Source organism: Mesorhizobium sp. M0678 (assembly GCF_040320505.1).
GTDB lineage: Bacteria > Pseudomonadota > Alphaproteobacteria > Rhizobiales > Rhizobiaceae > Mesorhizobium.
Genome location: NZ_JAMYPT010000021.1, coordinates 44,342 through 68,467 on the forward strand (window position 1 = coordinate 44,342; position 24,126 = coordinate 68,467).

General features: G+C 63.0%; 19 protein-coding genes and 1 tRNA gene. 7 read left to right on the forward strand and 13 right to left on the reverse strand.

The genetic code is table 11. The annotated features are described in order from the left end of the window. The first annotated feature begins 74 nt into the window (after positions 1-74). Positions 75-1,127 carry a DUF937 domain-containing protein gene (locus NKI29_RS26860; protein ID WP_352797833.1) on the forward strand — a complete coding sequence of 351 codons (1,053 nt, stop codon included), beginning with the start codon at positions 75-77 and terminating at the stop codon, positions 1,125-1,127. A gap of 175 nt (positions 1,128-1,302) precedes the next feature. On the opposite strand, the gene NKI29_RS26865 is transcribed toward NKI29_RS26860, so the two are convergent. Next, positions 1,303-1,593, reverse strand: coding sequence for a DUF1127 domain-containing protein (locus NKI29_RS26865; protein WP_352571613.1), 291 nt, complete (start codon positions 1,591-1,593; stop codon positions 1,303-1,305). A 178-nt stretch (positions 1,594-1,771) separates the two neighbouring features. Between NKI29_RS26865 and NKI29_RS26870 the strand changes: the two genes are divergently transcribed. The 3 genes from NKI29_RS26870 (at position 1,772) to NKI29_RS26880 (ending at position 5,499) form a co-directional block, all read left to right on the forward strand. After that, on the forward strand, positions 1,772-2,728 hold the full coding sequence (locus NKI29_RS26870; RefSeq protein WP_023680469.1) for a LysR substrate-binding domain-containing protein: 957 nt from the start codon (positions 1,772-1,774) through the stop codon (positions 2,726-2,728). Between the two features lie 70 nt (positions 2,729-2,798). Continuing rightward, positions 2,799-4,364, forward strand: coding sequence for an exodeoxyribonuclease VII large subunit (xseA, locus tag NKI29_RS26875; protein ID WP_352457093.1), 1,566 nt, complete (start codon positions 2,799-2,801; stop codon positions 4,362-4,364). Between the two features lie 7 nt (positions 4,365-4,371). Beyond that, positions 4,372-5,499, forward strand: coding sequence for a DmpA family aminopeptidase (locus NKI29_RS26880; RefSeq protein ID WP_352698063.1), 1,128 nt, complete (start codon positions 4,372-4,374; stop codon positions 5,497-5,499). 61 nt (positions 5,500-5,560) lie between these two features. Here NKI29_RS26880 and NKI29_RS26885 read toward each other — a convergent pair whose 3' ends face one another. The 4 genes from NKI29_RS26885 to NKI29_RS26900 form a co-directional block, all read right to left on the reverse strand. Continuing rightward, positions 5,561-5,815 (reverse strand): DUF768 domain-containing protein, encoded by a 255-nt coding sequence (locus tag NKI29_RS26885; RefSeq protein ID WP_023677464.1) that lies wholly within the window; start codon positions 5,813-5,815, stop codon positions 5,561-5,563. A 510-nt stretch (positions 5,816-6,325) separates the two neighbouring features. Then, positions 6,326-6,670, reverse strand: coding sequence for an Atu4866 domain-containing protein (locus NKI29_RS26890; RefSeq protein ID WP_352577548.1), 345 nt, complete (start codon positions 6,668-6,670; stop codon positions 6,326-6,328). After that, a complete protein-coding gene (locus NKI29_RS26895; RefSeq protein ID WP_352698065.1) occupies positions 6,670-7,398 on the reverse strand; it encodes an SDR family oxidoreductase in 729 nt (242 codons plus the stop codon). The genes NKI29_RS26890 and NKI29_RS26895 overlap by 1 nt, the downstream gene beginning before the upstream one ends. 94 nt (positions 7,399-7,492) lie before the next feature. Beyond that, a complete protein-coding gene (locus tag NKI29_RS26900) occupies positions 7,493-8,245 on the reverse strand; it encodes an SDR family NAD(P)-dependent oxidoreductase (protein WP_352634648.1) in 753 nt (250 codons plus the stop codon). A 116-nt stretch (positions 8,246-8,361) separates the two neighbouring features. Between NKI29_RS26900 and NKI29_RS26905 the strand changes: the two genes are divergently transcribed. Further along, positions 8,362-9,291, forward strand: coding sequence for a LysR family transcriptional regulator (locus tag NKI29_RS26905; RefSeq protein WP_352797835.1), 930 nt, complete (start codon positions 8,362-8,364; stop codon positions 9,289-9,291). Between the two features lie 61 nt (positions 9,292-9,352). Here NKI29_RS26905 and NKI29_RS26910 read toward each other — a convergent pair. Together NKI29_RS26910 and NKI29_RS26915 are read right to left on the reverse strand one after the other, a co-directional pair. Continuing rightward, positions 9,353-9,429, reverse strand: a tRNA-His gene (locus tag NKI29_RS26910). Positions 9,430-9,768: 339 nt separating this feature from the next. Then, the gene (locus NKI29_RS26915; RefSeq protein ID WP_254819298.1) at positions 9,769-10,227 is read right to left on the reverse strand and encodes a phasin; all 459 of its coding nucleotides are present in this window, start codon (positions 10,225-10,227) and stop codon (positions 9,769-9,771) included. 253 nt (positions 10,228-10,480) lie between these two features. Here NKI29_RS26915 and NKI29_RS26920 point away from each other — a divergent pair, with 253 nt between their 5' ends. Beyond that, positions 10,481-14,227: a PAS domain S-box protein gene (locus NKI29_RS26920; protein ID WP_352698069.1), complete on the forward strand. Its 3,747-nt coding sequence runs from the start codon at positions 10,481-10,483 to the stop codon at positions 14,225-14,227. 281 nt (positions 14,228-14,508) lie between these two features. Here the strand turns inward: NKI29_RS26920 and NKI29_RS26925 are convergent, their stop codons facing one another. Then, on the reverse strand, positions 14,509-16,467 hold the full coding sequence (locus NKI29_RS26925; protein ID WP_352698071.1) for an acetoacetate--CoA ligase: 1,959 nt from the start codon (positions 16,465-16,467) through the stop codon (positions 14,509-14,511). Positions 16,468-16,750: 283 nt separating this feature from the next. Between NKI29_RS26925 and NKI29_RS26930 the strand changes: the two genes are divergently transcribed. Then, positions 16,751-18,601: an AsmA family protein gene (locus NKI29_RS26930; protein ID WP_352797837.1), complete on the forward strand. Its 1,851-nt coding sequence runs from the start codon at positions 16,751-16,753 to the stop codon at positions 18,599-18,601. Between the two features lie 7 nt (positions 18,602-18,608). Here the strand turns inward: NKI29_RS26930 and NKI29_RS26935 are convergent, their stop codons facing one another. The 5 genes from NKI29_RS26935 to NKI29_RS26955 form a co-directional block, all read right to left on the reverse strand. Then, complete coding sequence (locus NKI29_RS26935; protein ID WP_023677454.1) at positions 18,609-19,427, reverse strand: ABC transporter permease; 819 nt, start codon at positions 19,425-19,427, stop codon at positions 18,609-18,611. Next, positions 19,424-20,392: an ABC transporter permease subunit gene (locus NKI29_RS26940; RefSeq protein ID WP_352571622.1), complete on the reverse strand. Its 969-nt coding sequence runs from the start codon at positions 20,390-20,392 to the stop codon at positions 19,424-19,426. The genes NKI29_RS26935 and NKI29_RS26940 overlap by 4 nt, the downstream gene beginning before the upstream one ends. Before the next feature lie 9 nt (positions 20,393-20,401). Continuing rightward, positions 20,402-21,541 carry an ABC transporter ATP-binding protein gene (locus tag NKI29_RS26945; protein WP_352797840.1) on the reverse strand — a complete coding sequence of 380 codons (1,140 nt, stop codon included), beginning with the start codon at positions 21,539-21,541 and terminating at the stop codon, positions 20,402-20,404. 73 nt (positions 21,542-21,614) lie between these two features. Continuing rightward, on the reverse strand, positions 21,615-22,712 hold the full coding sequence (locus NKI29_RS26950; protein ID WP_352571624.1) for a polyamine ABC transporter substrate-binding protein: 1,098 nt from the start codon (positions 22,710-22,712) through the stop codon (positions 21,615-21,617). A 352-nt stretch (positions 22,713-23,064) separates the two neighbouring features. Then, positions 23,065-24,018 carry a DMT family transporter gene (locus NKI29_RS26955; protein ID WP_023677450.1) on the reverse strand — a complete coding sequence of 318 codons (954 nt, stop codon included), beginning with the start codon at positions 24,016-24,018 and terminating at the stop codon, positions 23,065-23,067. Between the last annotated feature and the right edge of the window lie 108 nt (positions 24,019-24,126).

The following is a 24,126-nucleotide window of genomic DNA, read 5'->3' on the forward strand; positions in this document are numbered from 1 at the left end:
CGGCAAATTCGCTTCAATCAGTGATGGAAACGAACTAGGCTTCTCCAACGCGGATTTTCCCGGAGGAGAAAACAATGCCTTCATTGTTCGATATTCTGGCACAGGCCCAGAACGGCAACGGCATGCAGGCGCTGGCCCAGCAGTTCGGGCTTTCGCAGCAGCAGACGCAGGCAGCGGTCGCGGCGCTGCTGCCGGCCTTTTCGCAGGGGCTGAAGCGCAACACGGCGGACCCTTATGGGCTCGGCTCCTTCATGACGGCGATGGCAAGCGGCCAGCACGCCAAATATTTCGAGGATGCAAGCCGGGCCTTCTCGCCGCAGGGCCTCGATGAAGGCAACGGTATTCTCGGCCATTTGTTCGGCTCGAAGGACCTGTCGCGGGCCGTCGCCAACCAGGCCGCGCAGGCGAGCGGCGTCAGCCAGCAGGTGTTGCAGCAGATGCTGCCGGCAATCGCCTCGATGATGATGGGCGGGCTGTTCAAGCAGACCACCAACCAGTTAGGCGGGCAGATGCATGCGGCAGGCGGCGGCAATCCGCTCGGCGAGCTCATCGAGCAGATGATGCGGCAGGGGGGCGGCGGCGGCCAGGCACCGGCCCCTCAGCCTGCAGGCCCCACGGATAACCCGCTCGGCAAGGTGCTGCAGGACATGTTCGGCGGGCAGCAGCCGCAACAGACGCAGAGCCCTTACGGCGACAACCCGCTGGGCAAGGTGTTGCAGGACATGTTCGGCGGCGGGCAGCAGCCGCAACAGACGCAGCAGACACAGAACCCTTATGGTGACAATCCGCTCGGCAAGGTACTGCAGGATATGTTCGGCGGCGGTGCACCACAGCCACAGCAGCCGCAGAACCAACCCCAGCAGACACAGAACCCTTATGGTGACAATCCGCTCGGCAAAGTGCTGCAGGACATGTTCGGCGGTGGCGCACAACAGTCTCAGCCGCGTCAGGCGCCGCAGCAACCCCAGGCGCCGCAGCCGCAGGCCAATCCGAGCGGCAGGCCGAGAAATCCGTTCGACGACCTGTTCGGCAAGATGTTCGAGACAGGCGCCCAGCAGCGCGACGACTACCAGAAAGGCATGGAGTCGATCTTCGACCAGTTCAAGCAGGGCATGGGCCGGCGGTAGACCAGACACCGGCAACCAATCATCAGTGCCGCCCAAAAAAGAAAGCCCGGTCCTGGGAGGACCGGGCAGCGCGCAGGCTGGCCGGGGGGATCCGGCAGGGAGTGGGGAGCCTGCGTAACTTAGTGGCGTCGTGCCTCAAAAAGGTTCAACGCGCCCGAACGGCGAAACCACGCGATCACACCACCTTGCGGGCAATATCCTCGATCGTTTCGGCGCGCTCGACCGCGATGACGCGAAGCCTTTCTGTCGGATCGCGGCCAAAGGGTACACCGACAGCGACGTGCAGGTCGGCGCGGGTCAGGCCGATGTCGGCGAGCTCGGCATCCGACATCTCGCCGAGGCGATAAAAGGCGCGGCGGTTTCTCCAGGCGCGGTAAACATTGGCAGCGGCATTGGCCACGCGCGTCGCAACGGCCGGACGCGAGGTGATGCGCGAGGTCTCGGTAGCGAAATCAAACGTAGCCATGTCGGTCTCCTTCACATTCGAACGGGCGAAACCGGTCGATCGGGCGCTGGCGACAGCGGCCGTTCCGGCTTCGATTCACATGCCTTCATGTGGACAATCGGAATTTGCCATGGCCCGATTGATTAATCCAACGAATGTTTCTAATCTTTAGCATCAGCATCAATGATGGATTAGGCCAATGAAAGCGCCGCTCGATCTCGATCAGTTGCAGACCTTCATCTCGATTGTCGACACCGGCAGCTTTACCCGCGCGGCGGAAGCGGTGCATCGCACCCAGTCTGCGGTGTCGATGCAGATGCGGCGGCTGGAGGAACGGATCGGCAAGCCGCTGTTCGAAAAAGACGGCCGCACCAACAGGCTGACCGAGGAAGGCGACAGACTGCTCTCCTACGCAAGGCGGCTGCTCTATCTCAACAAGGAAACACTGGCCGCCTTCGACGACCGCCGGCTCGAAGGCACCATCCGCATCGGCACGCCGGACGATTATGCCGATCGCTTCCTGCCAGAGATCATGGCGCGGTTTGCCCGTTCCAACCCGCATGTCGAACTGACCGTTATCTGCGAACCGACGCCGGGACTGGTCGAACACATCAAGCGCGGCAATCTCGACCTGGCGCTGGTGACGCACAACGACGCGCGCGGCCAGTCGGAAGTGGTGCGGCGCGAACCGCTGCTGTGGGTTACCTCGGCCAACCATGCGACGCATGAGCAGCCGATCCTGCCGATGGCCTTCGGCCGGCCGAACTGCATCTGGCGGCGGGCCGCCGCCGACGTGCTCGATCAGCAGAGCCGCGACTATCGCATCCTGTTCACCAGCTTCTCTGCCACCGTCATCGCCGCCGCGGTGCTTTCCGGTCTGGCGATCTCGGTGCTGCCGGAATGCGCGCTGCGGCCCGGCATGCGGGTGCTGGGCGAGGCCGACGGTTTCGGCGCCCTGCCCGATTGCCGCATCGGTATCATGCGCGGTCAGACCTCGCGGCCGGAGATCGTCGACGCGCTTGCGCGCCACATTTCGGAGAGCCTCGACAATATTTCCGTGCCACTCGGCGAGGAGACCGGCACGTTCGATTTCGCCGCCCTCGCCTTCGCCAAGATGAAGCGGACCAAGCCGAACCAGATCCTGCCGGGCTGGTGATCGCGCGTTTGGGGCGGACATCGAACACGGCCGCCTTGACGCCGGCCAGCAATCGTCCCCCAATCGGCCGATGAGCGACGCAGCATCCGAATCACGCACCAACGCCACCGAATATACGGTGAGCGAGATTTCCGGCGCGCTGAAGCGTACGGTCGAGGACGTCTTCGGCAATGTACGGGTGCGCGGCGAGATTTCCGGCTATCGCGGACCGCATTCCTCCGGCCATGCCTATTTCTGCCTGAAGGACGATCGCGCGCGGCTCGACGCCGTGGTGTGGAAGACCACGATGAGCCGGCTGAAATTCCGTCCAGAGGAAGGCATGGAGGTGATCGCCACCGGCCGGCTCACCACCTATCCCGGAAAGTCGAACTACCAGATCGTTATCGACAATCTCGAGCCGGCCGGTGCCGGTGCGCTGATGGCGCTGCTGGACGAGCGCAAGCGCCGGCTGCAGGCCGAAGGCCTGTTCGACGCGGCGCGCAAGCGCAGGCTGCCGTTCATGCCGTGCGTCATCGGCGTCGTCACCTCGCCGACAGGCGCCGTCATCCGCGACATCATCCACCGCATCAAGGACCGGTTTCCGCTGCACGTGCTGGTCTGGCCGGTGCGGGTGCAGGGCGAGACGGCGGGTGCGGAAGTGACCGCTGCCGTCAACGGCTTCAACGCACTGCCATGGGACGGCGCCATCGCGCGGCCCGATCTGTTGATCGTGGCGCGCGGCGGCGGCAGCCTGGAGGATCTGTGGGGGTTCAACGACGAAGCGCTTGCCCGGGCCGTCGCCGCTTCGGGCATTCCGGTGATTTCCGCGGTCGGCCACGAGACCGACTGGACATTGATCGATCTGGCGGCGGATGTGCGGGCGCCGACGCCGACAGGCGCCGCCGAGATCGCCGTGCCGGTCAAGGTCGACCTCGAAGCGACGCTTGCCGGCCTTGGCGCGCGGTTGAAGACCGCACTGTCGCGCAATTTCGAACGCAAGCGGCAGGCGGCACGCGCGGCCGCCCGTGCGCTGCCCTCGCCCGACCAGTTGCTGGCGCTGCCGCGGCGGCGCTTCGACGAGGCGACGAGCCGGCTCGGCCGGGCGCTGTCGGTCAGCGTCGAGCGCAAGCGAGCCAGGCTTCTGGGGCAGCGGCTGACGCCGGCGACTTTGTCGCGGCGCATGAACGAAGCCCGCACTCTGACCCGCCGCGACCTCGCCCGTGCGCAAGCGGCTTTCTTCGCCATCGTGCGCGAGCGTCGGGCGCGGTTTTCGCGCACGGCGACCAGACTGTCACCGGCGCCGATCGCAAGACGGCAGAAACTGCAAGGCGATGCCCTGCTGGCACTGACGCGGCGGCAGGACCAGGCGATTTCGCGGCGGCTGGACCGTCTGCGTGGAAAACTGACGCAGGCCGACCGGCTGCTGGCGACGCTCTCGCACAAGGCCGTGCTGGCGCGAGGCTTCGCGCTGGTCAAGGATGCGGACGGCGCGGTGGTCAAGCACGCGGCAGAAGTTGTGTCGGGGATGGCGCTTTCGCTGGAGTTCGCCGACGGCACCGCCGATGCAGTCGCCATCAGTGGCACGGCGCGGCCGAAGACGGTTGCCAAGCCCGCGGCCAAGCTCAAGGCGCCGGGCGGCCAAGGTTCGCTTTTCTGAGGAAAAAATGACCGACCCGCATCTTGCGACGCCCTCGGGCAAACTGCGCGCCCGCGCCTTCGCGATCCCATTCGATGGCACGCCAGGCCGCTTCAATGCCATCACCGATGTGCCCGGCGTGACGGTCGGCTATACCACGCTGATCTCAGGGGATGGGCCGCTCGTCGTCGGCAAGGGTCCGGTACGCACCGGCGTGACCGCGATCCTGCCACGGCCCAGAGACGAGTTGGCCGTCCCGGCGTTTGCCGGGATGTTCAGCGCCAATGGCAATGGCGAACTGACCGGCTCGCATCTGATAGAGGAGCTCGGAGCGTTCAATCTTCCCATCACCATCACCAACACGCATTCCTGCGGCGTCAGCCGCGACGCAACGCTGCGCTGGATGCAGACGGTGCTGCCGCAATCGCTCGACAGCGCCTGGGCGCTGCCGGTGGCGGGCGAGACTTACGACGGCTTCCTGAACGATATCAACGGCCACCATGTGAGCTTCGAGCACGTGTTTTCCGCGCTCGAAACGGCTGATAGCGGGCCGATCGAAGAGGGCAGCGTCGGCGGCGGCACAGGCATGATCACCTTCGGCTTCAAGGCAGGGTCCGGCACATCCTCGCGCAGCGTCGACTGGAATGGAAAGCGTTTAACGATCGGCTGCTTCGTCCAGTCGAATTTCGGTGCACGGCGAAACCTCGTGATCCGTGGCATCAGAGCCGGAGCGGAACTCGCCGATCCGGCGGCCCGGGACAACACGCCGCGAGCGGAGAAGAGCTCGATCATCGCGATCGTCGCCACCGATGCGCCATTCATGCCGCATCAGTTGAAACGGCTGGCGAAACGCGTGCCGCTCGGCGTGGCGCTAACCGGCGGCTATGGATACAATTCGTCCGGCGATATCTTTCTGGCCTTCAGCACGGCCAATCCCGACGCGGCGCGCGGCGCGGCCGGCAAGCTGGTCAGCGCCGGCTACATACCGGATGCCGATATCAACCCGTTCTTCGACGCCGTCGTTCAGAGCGTGGAGGAAGCAATCCTCAACGCGCTGGTCGCCAATGAAGACATGACCGGGCGCGACGGCAATTTCGTGCCGGCGTTGCCGAAAACATGGCTTAAGGAGAGATTTGGCAGAGCTGCGCGGCGATAAGACCGCGCAACTGCATCAGACAGGCAATGTTCGCCCGGCAGGTTTTGCCGGAGGCGGTCCGTCAGCCGGCAGGCTTGTTGGAATTCCGCTCGTCCTGGTCGGCCTCGGCCGCCTCTTCGAGCCTCGAAGCAATGAGCTCCTGAATGTCGCCGACCTCTTCCTGGATATCCTCCAGGGGTATGCCGGCCTCGGCAGCCTTGGCCGCACATTCCCTGGCGAGGGTCTCGGCCTGCTTCTCGATTCTGGCTGGCGAGGGCTGGCAGTGGACTTTTTCGCCAATCCACCCGCGCAAGAACTCGATCGCGTGTTCACTCATACTGCTGTTTCCCTAGCGGCTATGCCGGTTGGTAATCATAAACGTCGGCATCTTCGAAAAGATGCGTGCTGCCATTCGAGCCGAGTCGGCTTCGCCCGGCAAGCCGAACTTGTCCGAGGTCCACAGAGCTGAAGGGAATGGAGGGTTCAAGGAGCACGTTCTAGTTCTTGAGGACTGATTCTCTCGACGAAACTCGTTCGACCCGCGCTATTGTTTCTATTTGCTTTTTTTCGATTTTCAAGCCGTTTTAGATCACAATAGATGTCACAATGACTAGCACATTTACCGCGCTCTCGCCGGCACCATGTAAGAGGCGAGCCGTCAAAGCCGCCGCTATATAGTGACAACCATTTGCAATGTCGACTCTGCTCGCGATCCTGCTTCTTTCCGCCGCGCTTGCGTGAAGATATGTGGTGTGACGGGCCTTGCAGTGCAAGCTGCCGAGCGTCTCATGCAAGGCATGCAATAGCGTCTTGTGGAATCCTGAAGTGCTTGTCTCAGGGTGGCTCTCTACCGCCGGCGGTAAAGGATCATGCCGGCATGATAGAGGACGCCTTCGACGAACTCACCATCCGCGGTGAAGCCCGTATCGTCCCAGTATTCTATGTGGTTGCCGTGCACTTCATAGCGTCCCCGGTAGGCGCTTTCGCGGTCACCGCGCGCTTCGTCATAACGGCCGTTCGGCAGGAGTTCGTGCCTGATATGGCGATCCTCGGTGACCCACATTCCGACATAGGGATGATCTTGGTGCGTCATTGGTTCTTCCGCGAGGATTGGAGTTGAAGGAAGGGTCAGGCCGGTTGGAGCTACAGCAACGGCAATACGCGTAAGCACTGCGGCCAAAGTGGATCGCATCAATGCGCCGCCTTCGTCGGACGCACGACGATCTCGTTGACGTCGACATCGTCGGGCTGTTCGATTGCGTAGCGCACTGCCCTGGCGATGGCATCGGGTTGCAGGGCAATAGCACGCCAGGTTTTCATGGCGGCGGCAGCGGCTTCGTCGGAGATCGTGTTCGCCAGCTCGCTTTCCACCACGCCAGGATGAATGCAGGTTACGCGGATATCGTCACTCTCCTGGCGGAGCCCATCGGCAATCGCGCGGACAGCGTATTTCGTTGCGCAATAGACGGCGGCCGTGGGCGAGACGGCCAGTGCGCCGATGGAACCGATATTGATGATGTGACCGGAGCCGCGTGCCGTCATCTCGGGCAGAACCGCCGCGACGCCGTACAGAACACCCTTGATGTTGACGTCCACCATCAGCTCCCACTCGTCGACCTTCATGGCTGCCATGGCTGACAGCGGCATGACGCCGGCATTGTTGACGATGACATCGACCTGGCCCCATTCGGCCCGGGCTGCGTCGGCGAATGCTGCGACATCCGCCCTCCTGGTGACGTCGAGCGCTCGCACGCGAACCGTTCCACCAGCTGCCTCGATTTCGGCCGCAAGCGCTTCAAGGCGGTCGGTGCGGCGTGCGCCGAGCATCAGCTTCGCACCTGCCGCGCCAAGCTCGCGGGCAATGCCAGCGCCGATGCCGCTGGAGGCACCGGTGATCAGAACAACTCTGTTCATCGTCATCGAGATGATCCTTTTGGTTCTATGATTATTTTCACGATGTGAAGGGATTGGGTGCGGGTGAGCTCCCGCGGCGCGCCGGCCCTATTTGGGGGGCTCACTGGGCGGTGTAGCCGCCATCGACCAGAAGCAAGGCCCCGGTGATGAAGCTGGATGCCGGCGAGGCAAGAAAGGCGATGGCCTCGGCAACTTCTTGCGGCTGGCCGATCCGGCCGATTGGATGCGCGCCGCCGAAGCTGCGCAGCATCTCCCGGCCATTCTCCACCACGCCTTCCATGATGTCGGTTTCGATCACGCCAGGGGCAACGGCGTTGCAGCGAATGCCCATGCGCCCGTATTCGATCGCGATCACCTTGGTCAGCTGTGCGACAGCCGCCTTGGAGGAGGCATAGGCCGCCTGCGTCTCGAAGGCCGCGACGGCCGAGATCGACGAGACATTGACGATCGCGCCGCTACCGCCGGCGGCCATCAATTCCACTGCGGCACGGGCAGTGACGAAGCTGCCGCGCGCGTTGATCTGCAGGATGCGGTCATAGTCGTCGACCGAGGTCTCAGTCAGTCGTTTGTTGAGCGTGCGACCGGCATTGTTCACGACGATGTCGAGTCGACCGAAGCGCTTCGCGGCGAGTTCGACCGAGCGTCTGGCCAGATCCTCGTCGGCGACATCGCCGACCAGGGTCGCCACATCCTCGGCTTCCAATTCGCGTACGCTGTCGCTGAGATCGCTTGCCACGATCCGGGCGCCCCGCGCCCGCAGCAGTTCCGCCGCGCAGCGGCCGATGCCGCGTGCCGCGCCGGTCACGAGGGCGACTTTTCCATCCAGGTCCCAGGAGGAAGGGAGTGATGTCATGGGATATCTCCTTGTTGGTCGGCTTCGGCTTGGATCAGGAGGATCAAGCCTTCTTGCCGTTGCGACAGAGATAGAGCCATGGCATTGTCGCGATAACCCGCCTGCCGTTAACCTCGATGGTAAGTTTGACTAACCAATGGGACATCGATCTCAATGCAATTGCCGTCTTCGTCGCCGTGGCCGAGGAACGCAATTTTCGCGCTGCGGCAGACCGGTTGGGCGTGACGCGCTCAGCGGTCAGCCAGAGCATCCTCAGGCTTGAACAGCGCCTTGGCATCGCATTGCTGCAGCGCACGACACGCAGCGTCAACCTGACCGAAGCGGGCGAGCGCCTGCTGGCGAGCGTCGCACCGGCGATCGCCGACGTGAACGCGGCAATCGAAGCCACCACGGAGTTTCTGGACCGCCCGCGCGGCCGCCTGCGGATCGTGGTTTCGTCGATCGCAGAGGCCTTTCTGTCAGGACCGTTGCTGGCGTCCTTTGCAGAAAGGTTTCCCGAGGTGCATCTGGATATTGTGGTCACCGACGAGGAATTCGACATCGTTGCCGAAGGCTATGATGCGGGAGTGAGGCTCGGCGAAGTGATCGAGCAGGACATGATTGCCGTGCCGGTATCGGGCGATCAGCGACAGATGGCCGTCTGCGCCCCGCGCTATCTCGAAAAGTTCGGAGCACCCGCCCATCCGCGCGAGCTTGTGGCTCATCGATGTATCGGCTGGCGGCCGGCGCCGGGAGTTTCGCCCTATCGGTGGGAGTTCGGCGAGGACGGGCGCGAGTTCGACGTGGCGGTTGCGCCCGAGATCACAACCAACGACATGTGGCTGATGATCCGGCTGGCCGTTGCAGGCGCCGGAATCACGTTCGGCATGGCCGATACATTCCGCCCCTGGCTCGACCGCGGCGAGCTCGTGCCAATCCTCGACGGCTATTTTCCGCCGTTTGCGGGTTTCTATCTCTATTTCCCAAGCCGACGGAATATCGCGCCGAAGCTGAGAGCCCTCGTGGATCACCTGCGCGGCGCGCGTCAGGCGCGGGACCGTGGGTGAGCGCTACGGGATCGTAGTGAACGCTCGGCGCTATTGGTCAGAAACCTGGCTGAAAGCTGAATGGTACCGTTGGCTGGGATCGAACCAGCGACCTCCGGATCCACAATCCGGCGCTCTAACCATCTGAGCTACAACGGCACGTTTGCCTGAGCGGGATCGAGATGAAACGTTCGGGACCCGCTCTGTCGTTCGGCGATGCGTCCATACGGGCTATCGGAGTTTAATTCAAGGCTTTTGGCAAGGCAAAAGCTCGCTCCGGCATCGCGTCATTTTCCGCCGGACAAAAGAAAAGGCCGGCGGGAGGAGGTGCCGGCCTTTTCCTGTTACGAGCCAGCGGGAGGAGGTGCTGGCTGGTCACCCCGGTGAGCAGAGGGAGGAGGTTCCACCCGCCGGGTATTCACTTAAACCACTATATCGCACATCTATTTGTCTGACGAAATGCGACCTTTTGATGCATCGTCAAACTGTGCGCAAATATTAGGCGATCTTGATTTCTTTCACGGCCTTCTCGAAGGCGGTCTTGATCGGCTTGGATACGTCCTCGGCCGCCTTGGCAGCAACCGCCTGGAAGTCCTTAGCCTGCTCGACGGTCATTTCGACGCGCTTGCGCAGGAAAGCGGTCTGCAACTCGACGACTTCCGACAGCGACTTGGCGCCGATCAGCGCTTCGAAATGCGAGAAGCCGGCTTCGGCATTAGCGCGCAGGGCGGCGATGGTCTTGAGCGACAGGTCGCTGGAAACGGACTTGGCGGTCTCGTAGGTCGACTCCAGAGCCTTCTGGGTCTCCTCGGCGCCGGTCTTCAGCTTGGCATAGGCCTCTTTCGACTGCTCAACGCCCTTTTCGGCGAAGGCACGGATCTGGTCGGTGGCCTTCGAAGCGTCGAAGCTCGGGAATTCAACGTTTTCGATCGTTTCAGCGGTCTTGGTCCTGGACATTTTCCATCCTTTTCAGCGGCAGCGGCTTTGACAAAATGCCGTCTCGTTCATCTATCATGGCAATATAAAGGCAAATTTTGTGCATTGCAACATGTTTGTTGCATCGCACCATAAAATATTTGGTTCGCGGCGTTAACCACGCGCCTAGAGATTCCGCTGGTTGCACGCTATGACTTGTGGACCTTCGCGCCGTCGGCTTTTATTAACAAAGCGTTAACCGCAAATTGCCCGCTCTGTGAGGGTCGCCAAGCGCATGCCGGCTGAAAACTACTCCTTCCTCGATGTCGCCGTGCTCGACGCGGTCCGCCTGCGCTTCGCCGCAGGCGACGCGATCGCTATTCTGTCGGCAGATCTCGAGCAGGTGATCTGGGCCAACGGCCCCGGCGCAGCGGTATTCGGCTATCCCGACATCGGCGCGATCATCGGCGCCTCGGCAGGTTTGCCGCTGATCGCCAGGCGCCAGATCATGGCAACCAGCGGTTTTCCGCAGATCGGCCGCGACCGTGCCATCACGGTCCGGCTGGCGACTGGCCTGACCAGCCGCGCCGTCGGCTTCCTGGCCAGCGCGGTGACCATGCCCGATGGCGAGGAAGCAATCATGCTGGCGCTGCCGGCGGCGCAGACCGGCTCGCGAAGCGCCGCCGAGATCGCCGACCGCGCCATCGGTGGCTTTGCGGAAGACGGCCACTACATCGCCTTTGTCGATGCCAAGGGCAATATCGACGCCGCATCGGACGGCTTTTCGGCGCTCGGCATCCGGCCTGAGACGCTGGCCGCGCTTGTCGCCGACGTGGCGAACGAGAGCGACCGCATCGTCAAGCGCCTGGTTCCGGGTGGGTCCAGCTCCTATCCCGCGGGCCTTGCCCGGCTGACGGAAGAGCGGCACCTGCTGGTGGTGATCGACGAGGACCGGCTTGACGGCGAGGCCCCCGATGGCGAGCGCGCCGGCGGGGAAACCGAGGCGGCAGCGGCACTGAGAGGTGGCGATCTTCCCCAGCCAACGGATCAGGACAACGAGCAGCCGATCGCCAGCACCGGCGCGGCGGAGATCGACCTTGCAGCGATGCAAGGCACCTCGGCATCGGCGGAGCACGAACCTGCCGACGCGGCCGGCGATCACCGCACGGCTGGCGAAACGCCGACGCAGCATGACCATTGGTACTTCAATGCCGGCGACGACGCGCAGGTCCCGCCCGGGGCAGCTGCGTCCGGCAAAGTCGAGACCAGCCCGGACGCTTCGCAGGCCGGCGCGGATACTTCGCCGGAAAGCGCCGCAAAAGCCACCAAAGCCGCATCGCCGGCCGAACACCGCGCTTCGGCGATCGATCGCACCGCCGCGCCCATGCGTTTCGTCTGGCGTACCGACGCGGAGGGCCATTTCAGCGCCCTTTCGCCGGAATTTGCCGAGCTCGTCGGCAAGCCTGCCGCCGACGTGATCGGCCGCCGCTTCGAGGATGTTTCGGCCGCCTATGGCCTCGATGCTTCTGGCGAGATTGCCGGCCTGCTCGAACGGCGCGACACCTGGTCCGGCCGCTCCGTGCTGTGGCCGGTCGCCGGCACCGATCTGAAGATACCCGTCGATCTGGCGGCGCTCCCGGTTTACAGCCGCAGCCGCGTTTTCGAAGGTTTTCGCGGTTTCGGCGTGGCCAGGAGCGGCGATGCGGTGGTCGATCCGGATGCCGTCGGCATGGCCCTTGTCGCCGAGGAGAAACCTGCCGCGACCATCGGGCCGAAAGCCGTCGAACCTCTCCCCGAGACACCTAAACCCGCCGATCCGTTCAGGGGCGAAGTGCCGGCATTGACCATCGTGCCAAAACCCGAGCGGCGCTTTGCCGACAAGGTGATCCGGCTGGCCGAGCACCGGCAGCCGGCCAACGACAAGGGCCTGTCGACGCTGGAACGCAGCGCGTTTCGCGAGATTGGCGAGCGTCTCAAGAAGGACAGCACCCCGGCCGAAAAACAGCCCAGCGCCGGAAAGCAGAAGCCGGTTGAGAAAGTCGAGGCAGCCGGCAAGGCCGACGAGCCAAAGCTGAAAGAAGCCGGCCCGACGGACAAGGGTGAGATGCCGGCACAAGGTCCGGAAAGCGGGGCGGCTGCCGCCGAACCGCCCGAGGCCGATGCCGAAGACCAGAAGGATCTTGCCCGGCTCGACGGCGAGCAGCCGGATGAGGTGGAAGCAGAGGCGCAAGCCGGCGAACCCGTCACACGCCCTGTTTCCGGATCGCTGCTCGACTATGCCGACCGCGAACCCAGCGATGAGGCGCAGGAAGGCGTTGAGCCCAGCACGAACCGTCGAACGATCGTCGCCGAAGCGCCGCGGGATGGCGACGACGACAGCATGACGGCCGAAGACTTCCGTGACGCCGAAGACAGCGAGGATTGGTCCGAGGACAGCGCAGCCGCAGCCGACGCTGCCGGCCAGGTGCCGCCCATCGCGCGGCCGCAGGCACCACCGCTCAAACTCGACGGCTTCGTGCCGTCGGCGTTTGCCGGAGAGGACAACAAGGGGCCGGATACCTCGATCCTCGGCAAGCTGCCAGTGCCGGTGCTTATCCATTCCGGCGACCAGCTGCATTACGCGAACGACGAATTCCTCGGCTTGACCGGCTATGCGACGCTCAATGCCCTGGACGAGGCCGGCGGGCTCGGCGCGCTGTTTGCCGACCCTTATGCCGACGACGGCAGTTCGGATGGCGGCGACCGCGCTCTGCGGCTGAAAACGCGCGAAGGTCAGGAGTTTCCGATCGATGCGATTTTACGCTCCGTGCCCTGGGGAAACGGCAAGGCGCTGATGCTGGTCGTACGTCGTTCCGGCGACGACGAGGCAGCAGCCATTCCACATGGCGCCGCCGAAGACCAAACGCAGCCGGATGTTTCCGAGCTCAAGGCACGCATTGCCGAAATGCGCACTATCATCGACACCGCCACCGACGGCGTCGTGCTGATCGGCCGTAACGGAACGATCCGTTCAATTAGCCGTCCGGCGGAAGCGCTGTTCGGCTTCGACAGCGACGAGGTGACCGGCAAACCGTTCGTCTCGCTGTTTGCGATCGAAAGCCAGCGCGCGGCGCGTGACTATCTCGAGGGGTTGTCGGAGCCCGGCGTTGCAAGCGTGATGAACGATGGCCGCGAGGTGATCGGGCGCGAGGCGCAGGGGCGTTTCATTCCGCTGTTCATGACCATCGGCAGGCTGCCCAACGACAGCGGCTTCTGTGCGGTGGTGCGCGATATCACCCAGTGGAAGCGGGCCGAAGAGGACTTGACCCAGGCGCGCGCGGTCGCCGAACGCGCTTCGTCGCAGAAGACCGATTTTCTGGCCCGCATCAGCCACGAGATCCGAACGCCGCTCAACGCCATAATCGGCTTTTCCGAGCTGATGGTCGACGAGAAATTCGGGCCGGTGGCCAATGACCGCTATCGCGACTATCTGCGCGACATCAACCGTTCGGGCAACCACGTGCTCGATCTGGTCAATGACCTGCTCGACATTTCGAAAATCGAGGCCGGCCAGCAGGAGATGGCCTATGAGGCGGTGTCGCTTAACGACACGCTTGCCGAAACCGTGGCGATGATGCAGCCGCAAGCCAACCGGGAACGCGTCATCATCCGCTCCAGCTTCGCCTCGCGGCTGCCGGAAGTGGTGGCCGATCTGCGCAGCGTGCGGCAGATCGCGCTCAACATCCTGTCGAACGCCGTCCGCTACACGCAGGCCGGCGGCCAGGTGATCGTGTCGACGGCTTACGAGATCTCCGGCGATGTCGTCATGCGCGTTCGCGATACCGGCATCGGCATGAGCCAGTCCGAGATCGAGCAGGCGCTGAAGCCGTTCAAGCAGATCAATGCGCTGAAGCGCGGCCGTGGCGACGGCACGGGTCTTGGGCTGCCGCTGACCAAGGCGATGGTCGAAGCGAACCGGGCCCGGTTCACCATCAACTCGACGCCCGGCGAGGGAACCCTTGTCGAAGTCGCCTTTCCCTCGACCCGAGTGCTCGCCGGTTAGCTATGGTTGCGCAAAGAAAAAAGGCGTCCAACAGGACGCCTTGAGAAATTGGAATTGCTGTCACAACGGGGCTTGAGCGAATCAGATCCTCTCGGGGCTAAGAGGAACGGGATTTCTCCCTCAAGTTACGCACGACTATTGATGCCGGGCCTTAACAAATCCTTACCGGCACGCCGGAAAATTTACCAATGTGTACCACTCATGAAATCTAGGTAAATTCCGAAGAGATAATTCGTTAACGATACCGGAGACCTCAAAACAGCTCCCACCTTGAACCCGGCTCAGTCGGCAAGCTGCGGCAGGTTGCGGAACAGCTCGAGCGCTTCGGGATTGGCGAGCGCTTCCTTGTTCTTGACGGCGCGGCCATGCACCACGTCGCGTACCGCGAGCTCGGTGATCTTGCCCGATTTGGTGCGCGGAATATCGCTGACGGCGACGATCTTGGCCGGCACGTGGCGCGGGCTCGCCCCGGTGCGGATTTTCGCGCGGATGCGTTTTTCCAGCTCGGCATCGAGCTCAACGCCGGCCGCCAGCCGCACGAACAGCACGACACGCACGTCATTGTCGAAATCCTGGCCGATGCACAGCGCTTCGAGGATTTCCGGCATCTGCTCGACCTGATTGTAGATCTCCGCCGTGCCGATCCTGACACCGCCCGGATTGAGCGTGGCGTCGGAACGGCCATGGATGATCAGGCCGCCATGGACGGTCCATTCGGCGAAATCGCCGTGGCACCAGACATCGTCGAAACGTTCGAAATAGGCGGCTTTGTATTTCCTGCCGTCAGGGTCGTTCCAGAAGCCGATCGGCATCGCCGGAAACGCCTTGGTGCAGACGAGCTCGCCCTTCTCCTGGCGGAGCGGGCGGCCGTCATCGTCCCAGACATCGACGGCAAGGCCGAGCCCGGGCCCTTGGATCTCGCCGGTCCATACCGGTTCGATCGGCACGCCGAGCACGAAGCAGGAGACGATATCGGTGCCGCCGGAAATCGAAGCCAGATGCACGTCCTTCTTGATGCCTTCATAGACGAAGCGGAAATCTTCCGGCGATAGCGGCGAGCCGGTCGATGAGATGGTGCGCACGCTGGAAAGATCATGCGTGTGGATCGGCTTCAGGCCGGCCTTGCGCACGGAATCGATGAATTTGGCCGAGGTGCCGAAATAGGTCATCTTTTCGGCATCGGCGAAGTCGAACAGCGCATTGCCGTCCGGGTAGAACGGCGAGCCGTCGTAGAGCAGCAAGGTGGCGCCCGATGCCAGGCCCGACACCAGCCAGTTCCACATCATCCAGCCGCAGGTGGTGAAGTAGAAGAAGCGGTCGCCGTCGAGCAGGCCGGCATGCAGCCGTTCTTCCTTGACGTGCTGGATCAGCGTTCCGCCGGCCGAATGGACAATGCATTTGGGAATGCCGGTCGTGCCCGATGAAAACAGGATGTACAGCGGATGCGAAAACGGCAGCCTTTCGTAGGCGACAGGCCTTGCGGCAAAGGGTGACAGCGCCTCTTCCAGCGCAGCCGCCTTGCCGATGGTCGCGGCGACGTCGAGCGAGGTGCCGAGATAGTCGACAATGAGGACTTTGCGGACGGTGGCGAGCTTGCCCGCCACGGCCGCGATCTTGTCGGCGACTTCGATCGCCTTGCCATTATACCAGTAGCCGTCCGGCGCGATGAACACGACAGGCTCGATCTGGCCGAACCGGTCGAGAACCCCCTGCTCGCCGAAATCTGGGGAGCAGGACGACCAGACCGCGCCGATCGAGGCGGCCGCCAGCATCGCAGCAACGGTCTCCGGCATGTTGGGCATCATCGCGGCGATGCGGTCGCCCTTCTTCACCTTGAGCGACAGGAAAAGCTGCTGCAGGCGCGAGGTCAGCGCATGCAGCTCGTTCCAGGACAGCCGCCGCTCGACCTTGTCCTCGCCGCGAAAGACGATTGCGTCGCCAAGCCCGGTTTTCTTGAGGAGATTCTCGGCGAAGTTCAGCTTTGCCTCAGGAAAGAAGGTCGCGCCGGGCATCTTGTTGCCATCGACCAGCATGCGTTCGCCCTTGTCGCCGACGATGCCACAAAAGTCCCAGACCAGGCTCCAGAAGGTCTCGCGATGATCGATCGACCAGCGATTCAGGTCGGCATAGGAGGAGAAAACCTTGCCGGCCATGTTCGCCGCGGCGTTCATGAAGGCGGTCATCGGCGCTGCGTCGATCTGCTCTTGCGTCGGGATCCAGAGCGGTGCGTCGTCAGCCATCATTGTTTCTCCTTAAAGCACGTCACGTTTGAAGAGATTCACGCGACGCGCTTTAAACTTTTGTCTTTATGCATGTCGTTTATCCCAAAACCGCTGCGCACTTTTGGGCGACATGCATTGGCATCGCTTATGCATATCGCGATGCAGCAGAGCAAGATTTTGTTGGACCGCGCCGGTCAGGGTGTGCGCAAATGCCATCGCCGGGCCATAAAGACTTGAAATGCGTCAGCCGTCGGTTACACCCGTCGGGCGATTTTGTCGGAATGGAAGCATACGGGGCGATATGCCATCACCTTTGATCCGACGCGGAATATGGGCGATCGGCGCAGCCGTCATCGTCATCGCGCTGGTTGTCGCAGCCTTGCCGTTGATCGCCTCGACCCGCATCGTACGCGACCGTATCGCGTGGGAAATGAGCGCGTGGAGCGGTTTCCGGGTCACCATCGACGGCGCGCCGCGTATCGAGGTGTGGCCGAATTTCCGGGCGATCCTGAGCGACGTGACGCTGTCGCAATGGACGGAGACGGATGCGCCGCCCGTGGTCGAGGCCGAACGGGTCGAGGTCGACCTCTCGGCGATGGCGGCGCTGCGTGGCGATGTGGTGTTTTCGACGGCGCGGCTGGTACGACCGACGATCCGGGTTCAGCGTACCGCGAGCGGGTTTTTCCTGCCTGCGATTCCCAGCGGTGGGCGCATTACGCGTTCGATCGATGCTGCCCGCGCGGTGATCAACACAAATCCCGCCAAGCCGGATCTCGGCAAGCTGCCGACAGATCCGTTCGGCACAGTCGAGTTCAGGGACGGCCGCGTAGTGGCTGCCATCGGCGGCAAGGACCAGGAGATATTGAGCAGCCTGAGCGGCCAGGCGAACTGGGCCGCGATGAACAGCAATGCGACGCTGTCGGCGACCGGGATATGGCGCGGCGAAAGTGTTGCCATCGACGCCGCATCGCCGAACCCGCTCGTGCTGTTCGGTGGCGGCACAGCACCGGCCACATTTTCCTTCAAGGCGGCACCGGCCAGTTTTTCGTTCGACGGCCGCGCCAGCATGTCGGAGAACGGCTATTTCGACGGCCAGGCAAAATTCGCCGCACCTTCGCTCCGACGCGTGCTCGAATGGTCGCAGGCCGGCATCGCGCCCGGTGCCGCAATCGGCTCGATCTCGGTTTCAAGCAAGATCACGGCGACGGCCGGGCGCGTCAAATTTGAAAACACGGCCCTGACCCTCGACAATAACCCCGGAATGGGTGCGCTGGACTTCACCTATGGTGAGGCACTGCCGGTGATCTCCGGCACACTTGCCTTCGATACGCTCGACCTCAGATCATTTCTCTCCGCCTTTACGCCGGTGCCATCCACCGGCGGCACCGGCCCGGGCGAAATCGACACAAGCTTCGCCGACCGGATCAATCTCGATCTCAGGCTGTCGGCGGCGCATGCCACCGCCGGCGCCATCCAGCTTGCCGACGTCGCTGCCACTGCCCAGGTCAAGAACGGCCTTGCCGTCTTCGACATCTCGGATGCATCCGCCTTTGGCGGCAACGTCCAGAGCAGCGTCCGTTTCGACCGCAAGCCCGCCGGCACGGAAGTCGAGATCCGGCTGCTTGCTTCCGATATCGACGGCGGCGCTTTCGGCACCGCGGCCGGGATGACGCGGCTGGTGCCGATCGGCACTGGAACCGTTTCGGTCATCCTCAAGGGGCCTGGCAGAACCTGGGACTCGATTTTCGAAAACGCCAATGGCTCGCTGTCCGCGACGTTCGGCGCGGGTGCGCTGAGCCGGCTTAACCTGCCGGCGTTCCTCAAGCACACCGAACAGGGCGGATTCTTCGCGCTGGACGACGTCTCGGACGGAACGCTGCCGATCGACGGGGCCGAGCTCAAGGCGAGCGTTTCGAACGGCGTGGCGCGTATCGACAAGGCCGAGGTGAATTCCGCGCAATACAAGATCTGGCTTTCCGGCATCGCATCCTATGCCGGACGCGGGCTGGCGCTGTCCGGCGGCATCGTCCAGCCGAGCCAGGCTGCCACGCAGACGAATGGCCAGCCGCCCAAGCAGTCGTCGTTCTTCGTCGGCGGCACGTGGAGCACGCCGTTCATCTCGCCGATAAGCCGCGGCGTTTCGGGAGAGTAGCGAGCCTTCAACCTCGCTGCGCCGCCTGCTCGTCGCGCTGGCGCTGCACCTCGCGGCGTTTGTTTGCGAGCGAAGCGATGATCACGCCAACTGCGACGACCGCGATCAGGATGGTGCACGCTGCGTTGATTTCCGGCGTCACGCCAAGGCGGACCTGGCTGTAGATCTTCATCGGCAGCGTCGTGGCGCCGGGTCCCGAGGTGAAGCTGGCAATAACCAAATCATCGAGCGACAGCGTGAAGGCCAGCATCCAGCCGGAGACGATAGCCGGCATGATAACCGGCAGCGTGATCTGGAAGAAGGTCTTCACCGGTGGCGCACCGAGGTCCATCGCGGCCTCTTCCAGCGAACGATCAAAAGTGATCAGGCGCGACTGAACCACCACCGCAACGAAGCACATGGTTAGCGTGGTGTGGGCAAGCGTCACCGTCAGAAAGCCGCGGTCGAGGCCGACGGCGACGAAGAGCAGCAGCAGCGACAGGCCGGTGATGACTTCCGGCATGACCAGCGGCGCAAACACCATGCCGGAAAACAGAAGCCGGCCGCGAAAGCGCGTGTAGCGTGTCAAGGTGAGCGCCGCCAGCGTGCCGAGCACGGTCGCGACGCTTGCCGAGATGACGCCGACGCGGGCCGTCACCCAGGTGGCGTCCATCAGACCCCGGTTGTGGAACAGCGACACGTACCATTTCGTCGAGAAGCCACCCCAGACGGTGACCAGCTTCGATTCGTTGAAAGAGAACACAACGAGCAGGACGATCGGCAGGTAAAGAAAGGCAAAGCCGAGCACGATCGAAATGATGTTGAAGCGGCTCCAGGTCGCGTTCATTGGTCCTGCTCCTGGGCGCGCGCCTGGGCTCGCTGGAAGAGCATGATCGGCACGATCAGCAGCAGCAGCAAGATGACGGCAACGGCGGACGACACCGGCCAGTCGCGGTTGGCGAAGAACTCGTTCCACAGCGTTCTGCCGATCATCAGCGTCTGCGAGCCGCCGAGCAGGTCGGGAATGACGAACTCGCCGACGGCGGGAATGAACACCAGCAGGCAGCCGGCGATGACGCCGGGCAGCGACAGGGGGAAGGTGATCTTCCAGAAGGCGCTGGTCGGCGGACAGCCGAGATCCTTGGCGGCCTCGATCAGAGAATGGTCCATCTTCTCCAAGGACGAATAGAGCGGCAGCACCATGAACGGCAGATAGGAGTAGATGATGCCGATGAAGATCGCCGTATAGGTGTTGAGGATGATCAGCGGCTGGCTGATGATGCCGGTGGCGAGCAGCAGCTGGTTGAGCAGGCCCTCGGGCTTGAGGATGCCGATCCAGGCGTAGACACGGATCAGGAACGAGGTCCAGAACGGCAGGATCACCAGCATCAGCAAGGTCGGGCGAATCGTCGCCGGAGCGCGCGCCATGCCATAGGCTATGGGATAGCCGACCAGCAATGTCAGGACCGTCGAGATGGCGGCGACGATGACGCTCGTCACATAGGCATTGAAGTAAAGCGCATCCTGCGTCAGCCAGGTATAGTTGTCGAAATTGAGCGCGCCGAATTCCGAGATAAACCCGGAAATGCCGCTGCGGAAATCGAGCACCGGCGTGTAGGGCGGCATGGCGATCGCCGTCTGCGACAGCGAAATCTTGAAGACGATGATGAAAGGGACGAGAAAGAAGAACAGCAGCCAGAGGTAGGGGATGATGATGACGAGCCGGCTAACGAAGGCCGCTCCCAGCCTGACCAAGGCGGATTTGCCGGCAGCGCTTGCCGGAGAGCTTGTTGCGGCGGTGACAGCGGACATGATCAGTCCCTACCGTGTCAGGACGACGCCGGCGTCGGGGCGGAAAGAAACCCAGGCGCGGTCGTTCCAGGTCAACGGGTCCTCGGTGAGGCGTGCCGCATTCATGGTGCTTGCCCGCACCACCTGACCGTCATCCAGCCTGACGTGATAGACGGTCATGTCGCCGAGATAGGCTATGTCGTAGACCTCGCCCTCGATGGCGTTGACGGCACCAGCCGGTTTCGTGGAGGACACCTTGATCTTCTCCGGCCTGATGGCGAAGGTGACGGATGTTCCGGCGGCCGCACTGCCGGCATTTTCGGTCCGGATGGTGATGCCGTTACCGGCATCGATGCTCGCACTGCCGGCCTCGCCAGCCGCGATCTTGCCGTCGAACATGTTCACATTGCCGACGAAGCCGGCGACGAAGCGGGAACCCGGCGCTTCGTAGACCTCGGCCGGCGTCGCCACCTGCATCACCTCGCCCTTGTCGATGATGGCGATGCGGTCGGCCATCGTCATCGCCTCTTCCTGGTCATGGGTGACGACGACGAAGGTGAGGCCGAGGTTCTGCTGCAGGTCCATCAGCTCGAACTGGGTTTCCTCGCGCAGCTTCTTGTCCAGCGCGCCAAGCGGCTCGTCGAGCAGCAGGACTTTCGGCCGCTTGGCGACGGAGCGGGCGAGCGCGACGCGCTGGCGCTGGCCGCCCGACAATTGGTGCGGCTTGCGCTTGGCGAACTGCTCGAGCTTGACCAGCTTCAGCATCTCGGCGACGCGCTTGTCGATATCGGCCTTGGCCATGCCTTCCTGCTTGAGGCCGAACGCGATGTTGTTCTCGACCGTCATATGCGGAAACAAGGCGTAGGACTGAAACATCATGTTGACCGGCCGCCGGTAGGGCGGAATGCCGCGCAGATCCTGGCCATCGAGCAGGATGCGGCCGGCGGACGGCTCCTCGAAGCCGGCGAGCATCCTGAGCAACGTCGATTTCCCGCAGCCTGAGGCCCCTAGCAAGGCAAAGAATTCGCGTTCGAAGATGGTCAGCGACAGATTGTTGACCGCTGTGAACTCACCGAATTTCTTGGTGACGTTGTCGAACTGGATGTATGGCTTGGCGTTCGGATCGTTCCATGGCGCAAAATCCCTGCGGATGCTGCCAAGCGATTTCATGTCCCACTCCGTCCTGCTGCTTGCCCCATGAGAAAGCGGCCCCGGCAACGGCTGCCGGGGCCTGGTCAGATTGCTATTGGCCGGTGACGATCTTGGTCCAGGTGCGGGTGATGATGCGCTGGGTCTTGGGATCGTAAGGCGATACGGTGTAGAGCTTCTGCAAGGTGGCTGCATCCGGATAGATCGCCGGATCTTCCAGGATCGCCTTGTCGATGAACTGCTGCGAAGCCTTGTTGCCGTTGGCATAGAGCACATAGTTCGACGATTTGGCGATCACTTCGGGCTTCATCATGTAGTTCAGGAACTCATGCGCTTCGGCGACATGCGGCGCATCGGCCGGGATCGCCATCTGGTCGAACCACATCTGGGCACCTTCCTTCGGCACGGAGTAGCCGATCTCGACGCCCTGCTTGGCTTCGTCGGCGCGGTTGCGGGCCTGGAAGACGTCACCCGACCAGCCGACCGCCAGGCAGATGTCGCCATTGGCAAGGGCGTTGATGTATTCGGAAGAGTGGAACTTGCGGATATAGGGCCGGACCTTCAGCAAGGTTTCTTCGGCCTTGGCAATCTCATCGGGCGACGTGCTGTTTGGATCGAGGCCCAGATATTTCAGTGCCGCCGGTATGATGTCGGCCGGCGAATCCAGCACATAGACGCCGCAGTCCTTCAATTTGGCCAGGCTTTCGGGATTGAAGAACACGTCCCAGCTGTCGATCTTGTCGGTGCCGAGCGCTGCCTGCACCTTCTTGATGTTGTAGCCGATGCCAACCGTACCCCACATGTAGTTGATCGAATATTCGTTGCCGGGATCATATTTGGCGGTCCGTTCCATGACCGTGTCCCACATATTTGAAATGTTCGGCAGTTTCGACTTGTCGAGCTTCTGGAACACACCCGCCTGGATCTGGCGTGCAAGGAAATTGCCGCTGGGCACGACGACATCGTAGCCGCTGCCGCCGGCGAGCAGTTTCGTTTCCAGGATCTCGTTGGAATCGAAAGTGTCGTAGACGACCTTGATGCCGGTTTCCTTGGTGAAGTCGTCGATGATCGAACTGTCGATATAGTCCGACCAGTTGAAGACGTTGACGACGCGATCCTCGGCATGCGCGCCCAAGGTGAAAACTGCCAGAAACGCCGAAGTCGCCGAAAGCCAGAGCGCTTTGCGGGTCATGCTATTCTCCTTTGATGAGTGTTCCGTCGCCAGTTCGTCGCGGCGTCCGCGCGGCTGGGCATTTGCTTCAAGGTATTGGGCTTGCAGGCAGGCGACAAGCGCGAATTGCCGGCGCCATTATCGTTCGGCGGCGAGCCGACAGCGAAGACCTGGCGTGGCGTTGGTGGTGTTCCGACGCCGTCGGAAGCTTTCGCTACGGCGCGGGCAGGGAGACGACGATATTGTCCGGCCTCGATGCGGCCGGCATGGAGACTTGGCAAGATACGCCTGTCTTGTTGTTGCCGTGATCGCAGCCTGCCCGCGCGGCTGCGACGTTGTCAATGGTTCATCTCGCTTTGACGCGCGCACTGCATCAATTAGGTGACGGCACACCGGTGACGCCCGCTCGCGCGGGCCGCGTCTGACGCTTGAACTCGAGCCCGATATGGACGAGCAGCGCGGTGACCACGACCGCACCGCCTACGATGGTGCGCGCCGACGGCACCTCGGAATGGATGAGCCAGACCCAGATCGGGCCAAGGATCGGTTCGAACGTGCCGAGCAGCGCCGCGACGGCGGCCGGAACAAGCCGGGCTCCGGTGGCGAAGAAGGCGAGACCGAGTCCCAGATTGATCACGCCAAAGGCAAAGAGGAAGCCCATATCGTGACTGGAGACGCCCAGCGCCGACGCCTGCGATGCCGCAAAGGCGGCCGCCAGCATCGTGCCGAGACAGGTCGCCGGCGTCATGCGCACATGGGCAAAGCGGCGCGTGATGACGGTGGCGATCGAGAACATGACAGCGATGAGCAGCGCCAGCCCGTCGCCGATCGGCGACACCGCGCCATCGAGCGATTCCGACACCATGATGGCGACGCCGACAATGACGGCGGCGATCGCCACCCAGGTCGCCACCGCCACCCGTTCGCGAAACAGCGCCCAGGCAAACAGCGCCGCCAGAAGCGGCACGCCGGCCTGCATCAACAGGATGTTGGCGACCGTGGTATAGGCAAGCGCCACGACGAAAGAGGTCGACGCCGTGGCGAAGCAGAACGCCACCGCAAGGCCGGCCAGGCCCATGCCGCGAAACAGCTTCAGCGTGCCACGCCAGCCGTCGCGCCAGACCATGAAGCAGAGCAGGAAGGCGGCGGCCCAGACCGAGCGCCAGAACACCACCGTCCAGCTGTCGGCGTTGTCGATGAAGCGCGCAATGCTGCCGCCGAAGCTCCACATCAACGCCGACAGGAATACCAGCAGGAAGCCGACGCGTTCCCCTTGCGGCGACACGATCGGCGAAGCGGCAACAGGAGATGATGCGGTATCGGTCATGGGTACGACTGTCGGCGAATTCGGAGCAGCACGATGTGCAATGGACGACAGAGACGTGCCTAATTCGCGTAACGCAAAGCAGAAGGCCGGGCGTGATCCAGTTCGATG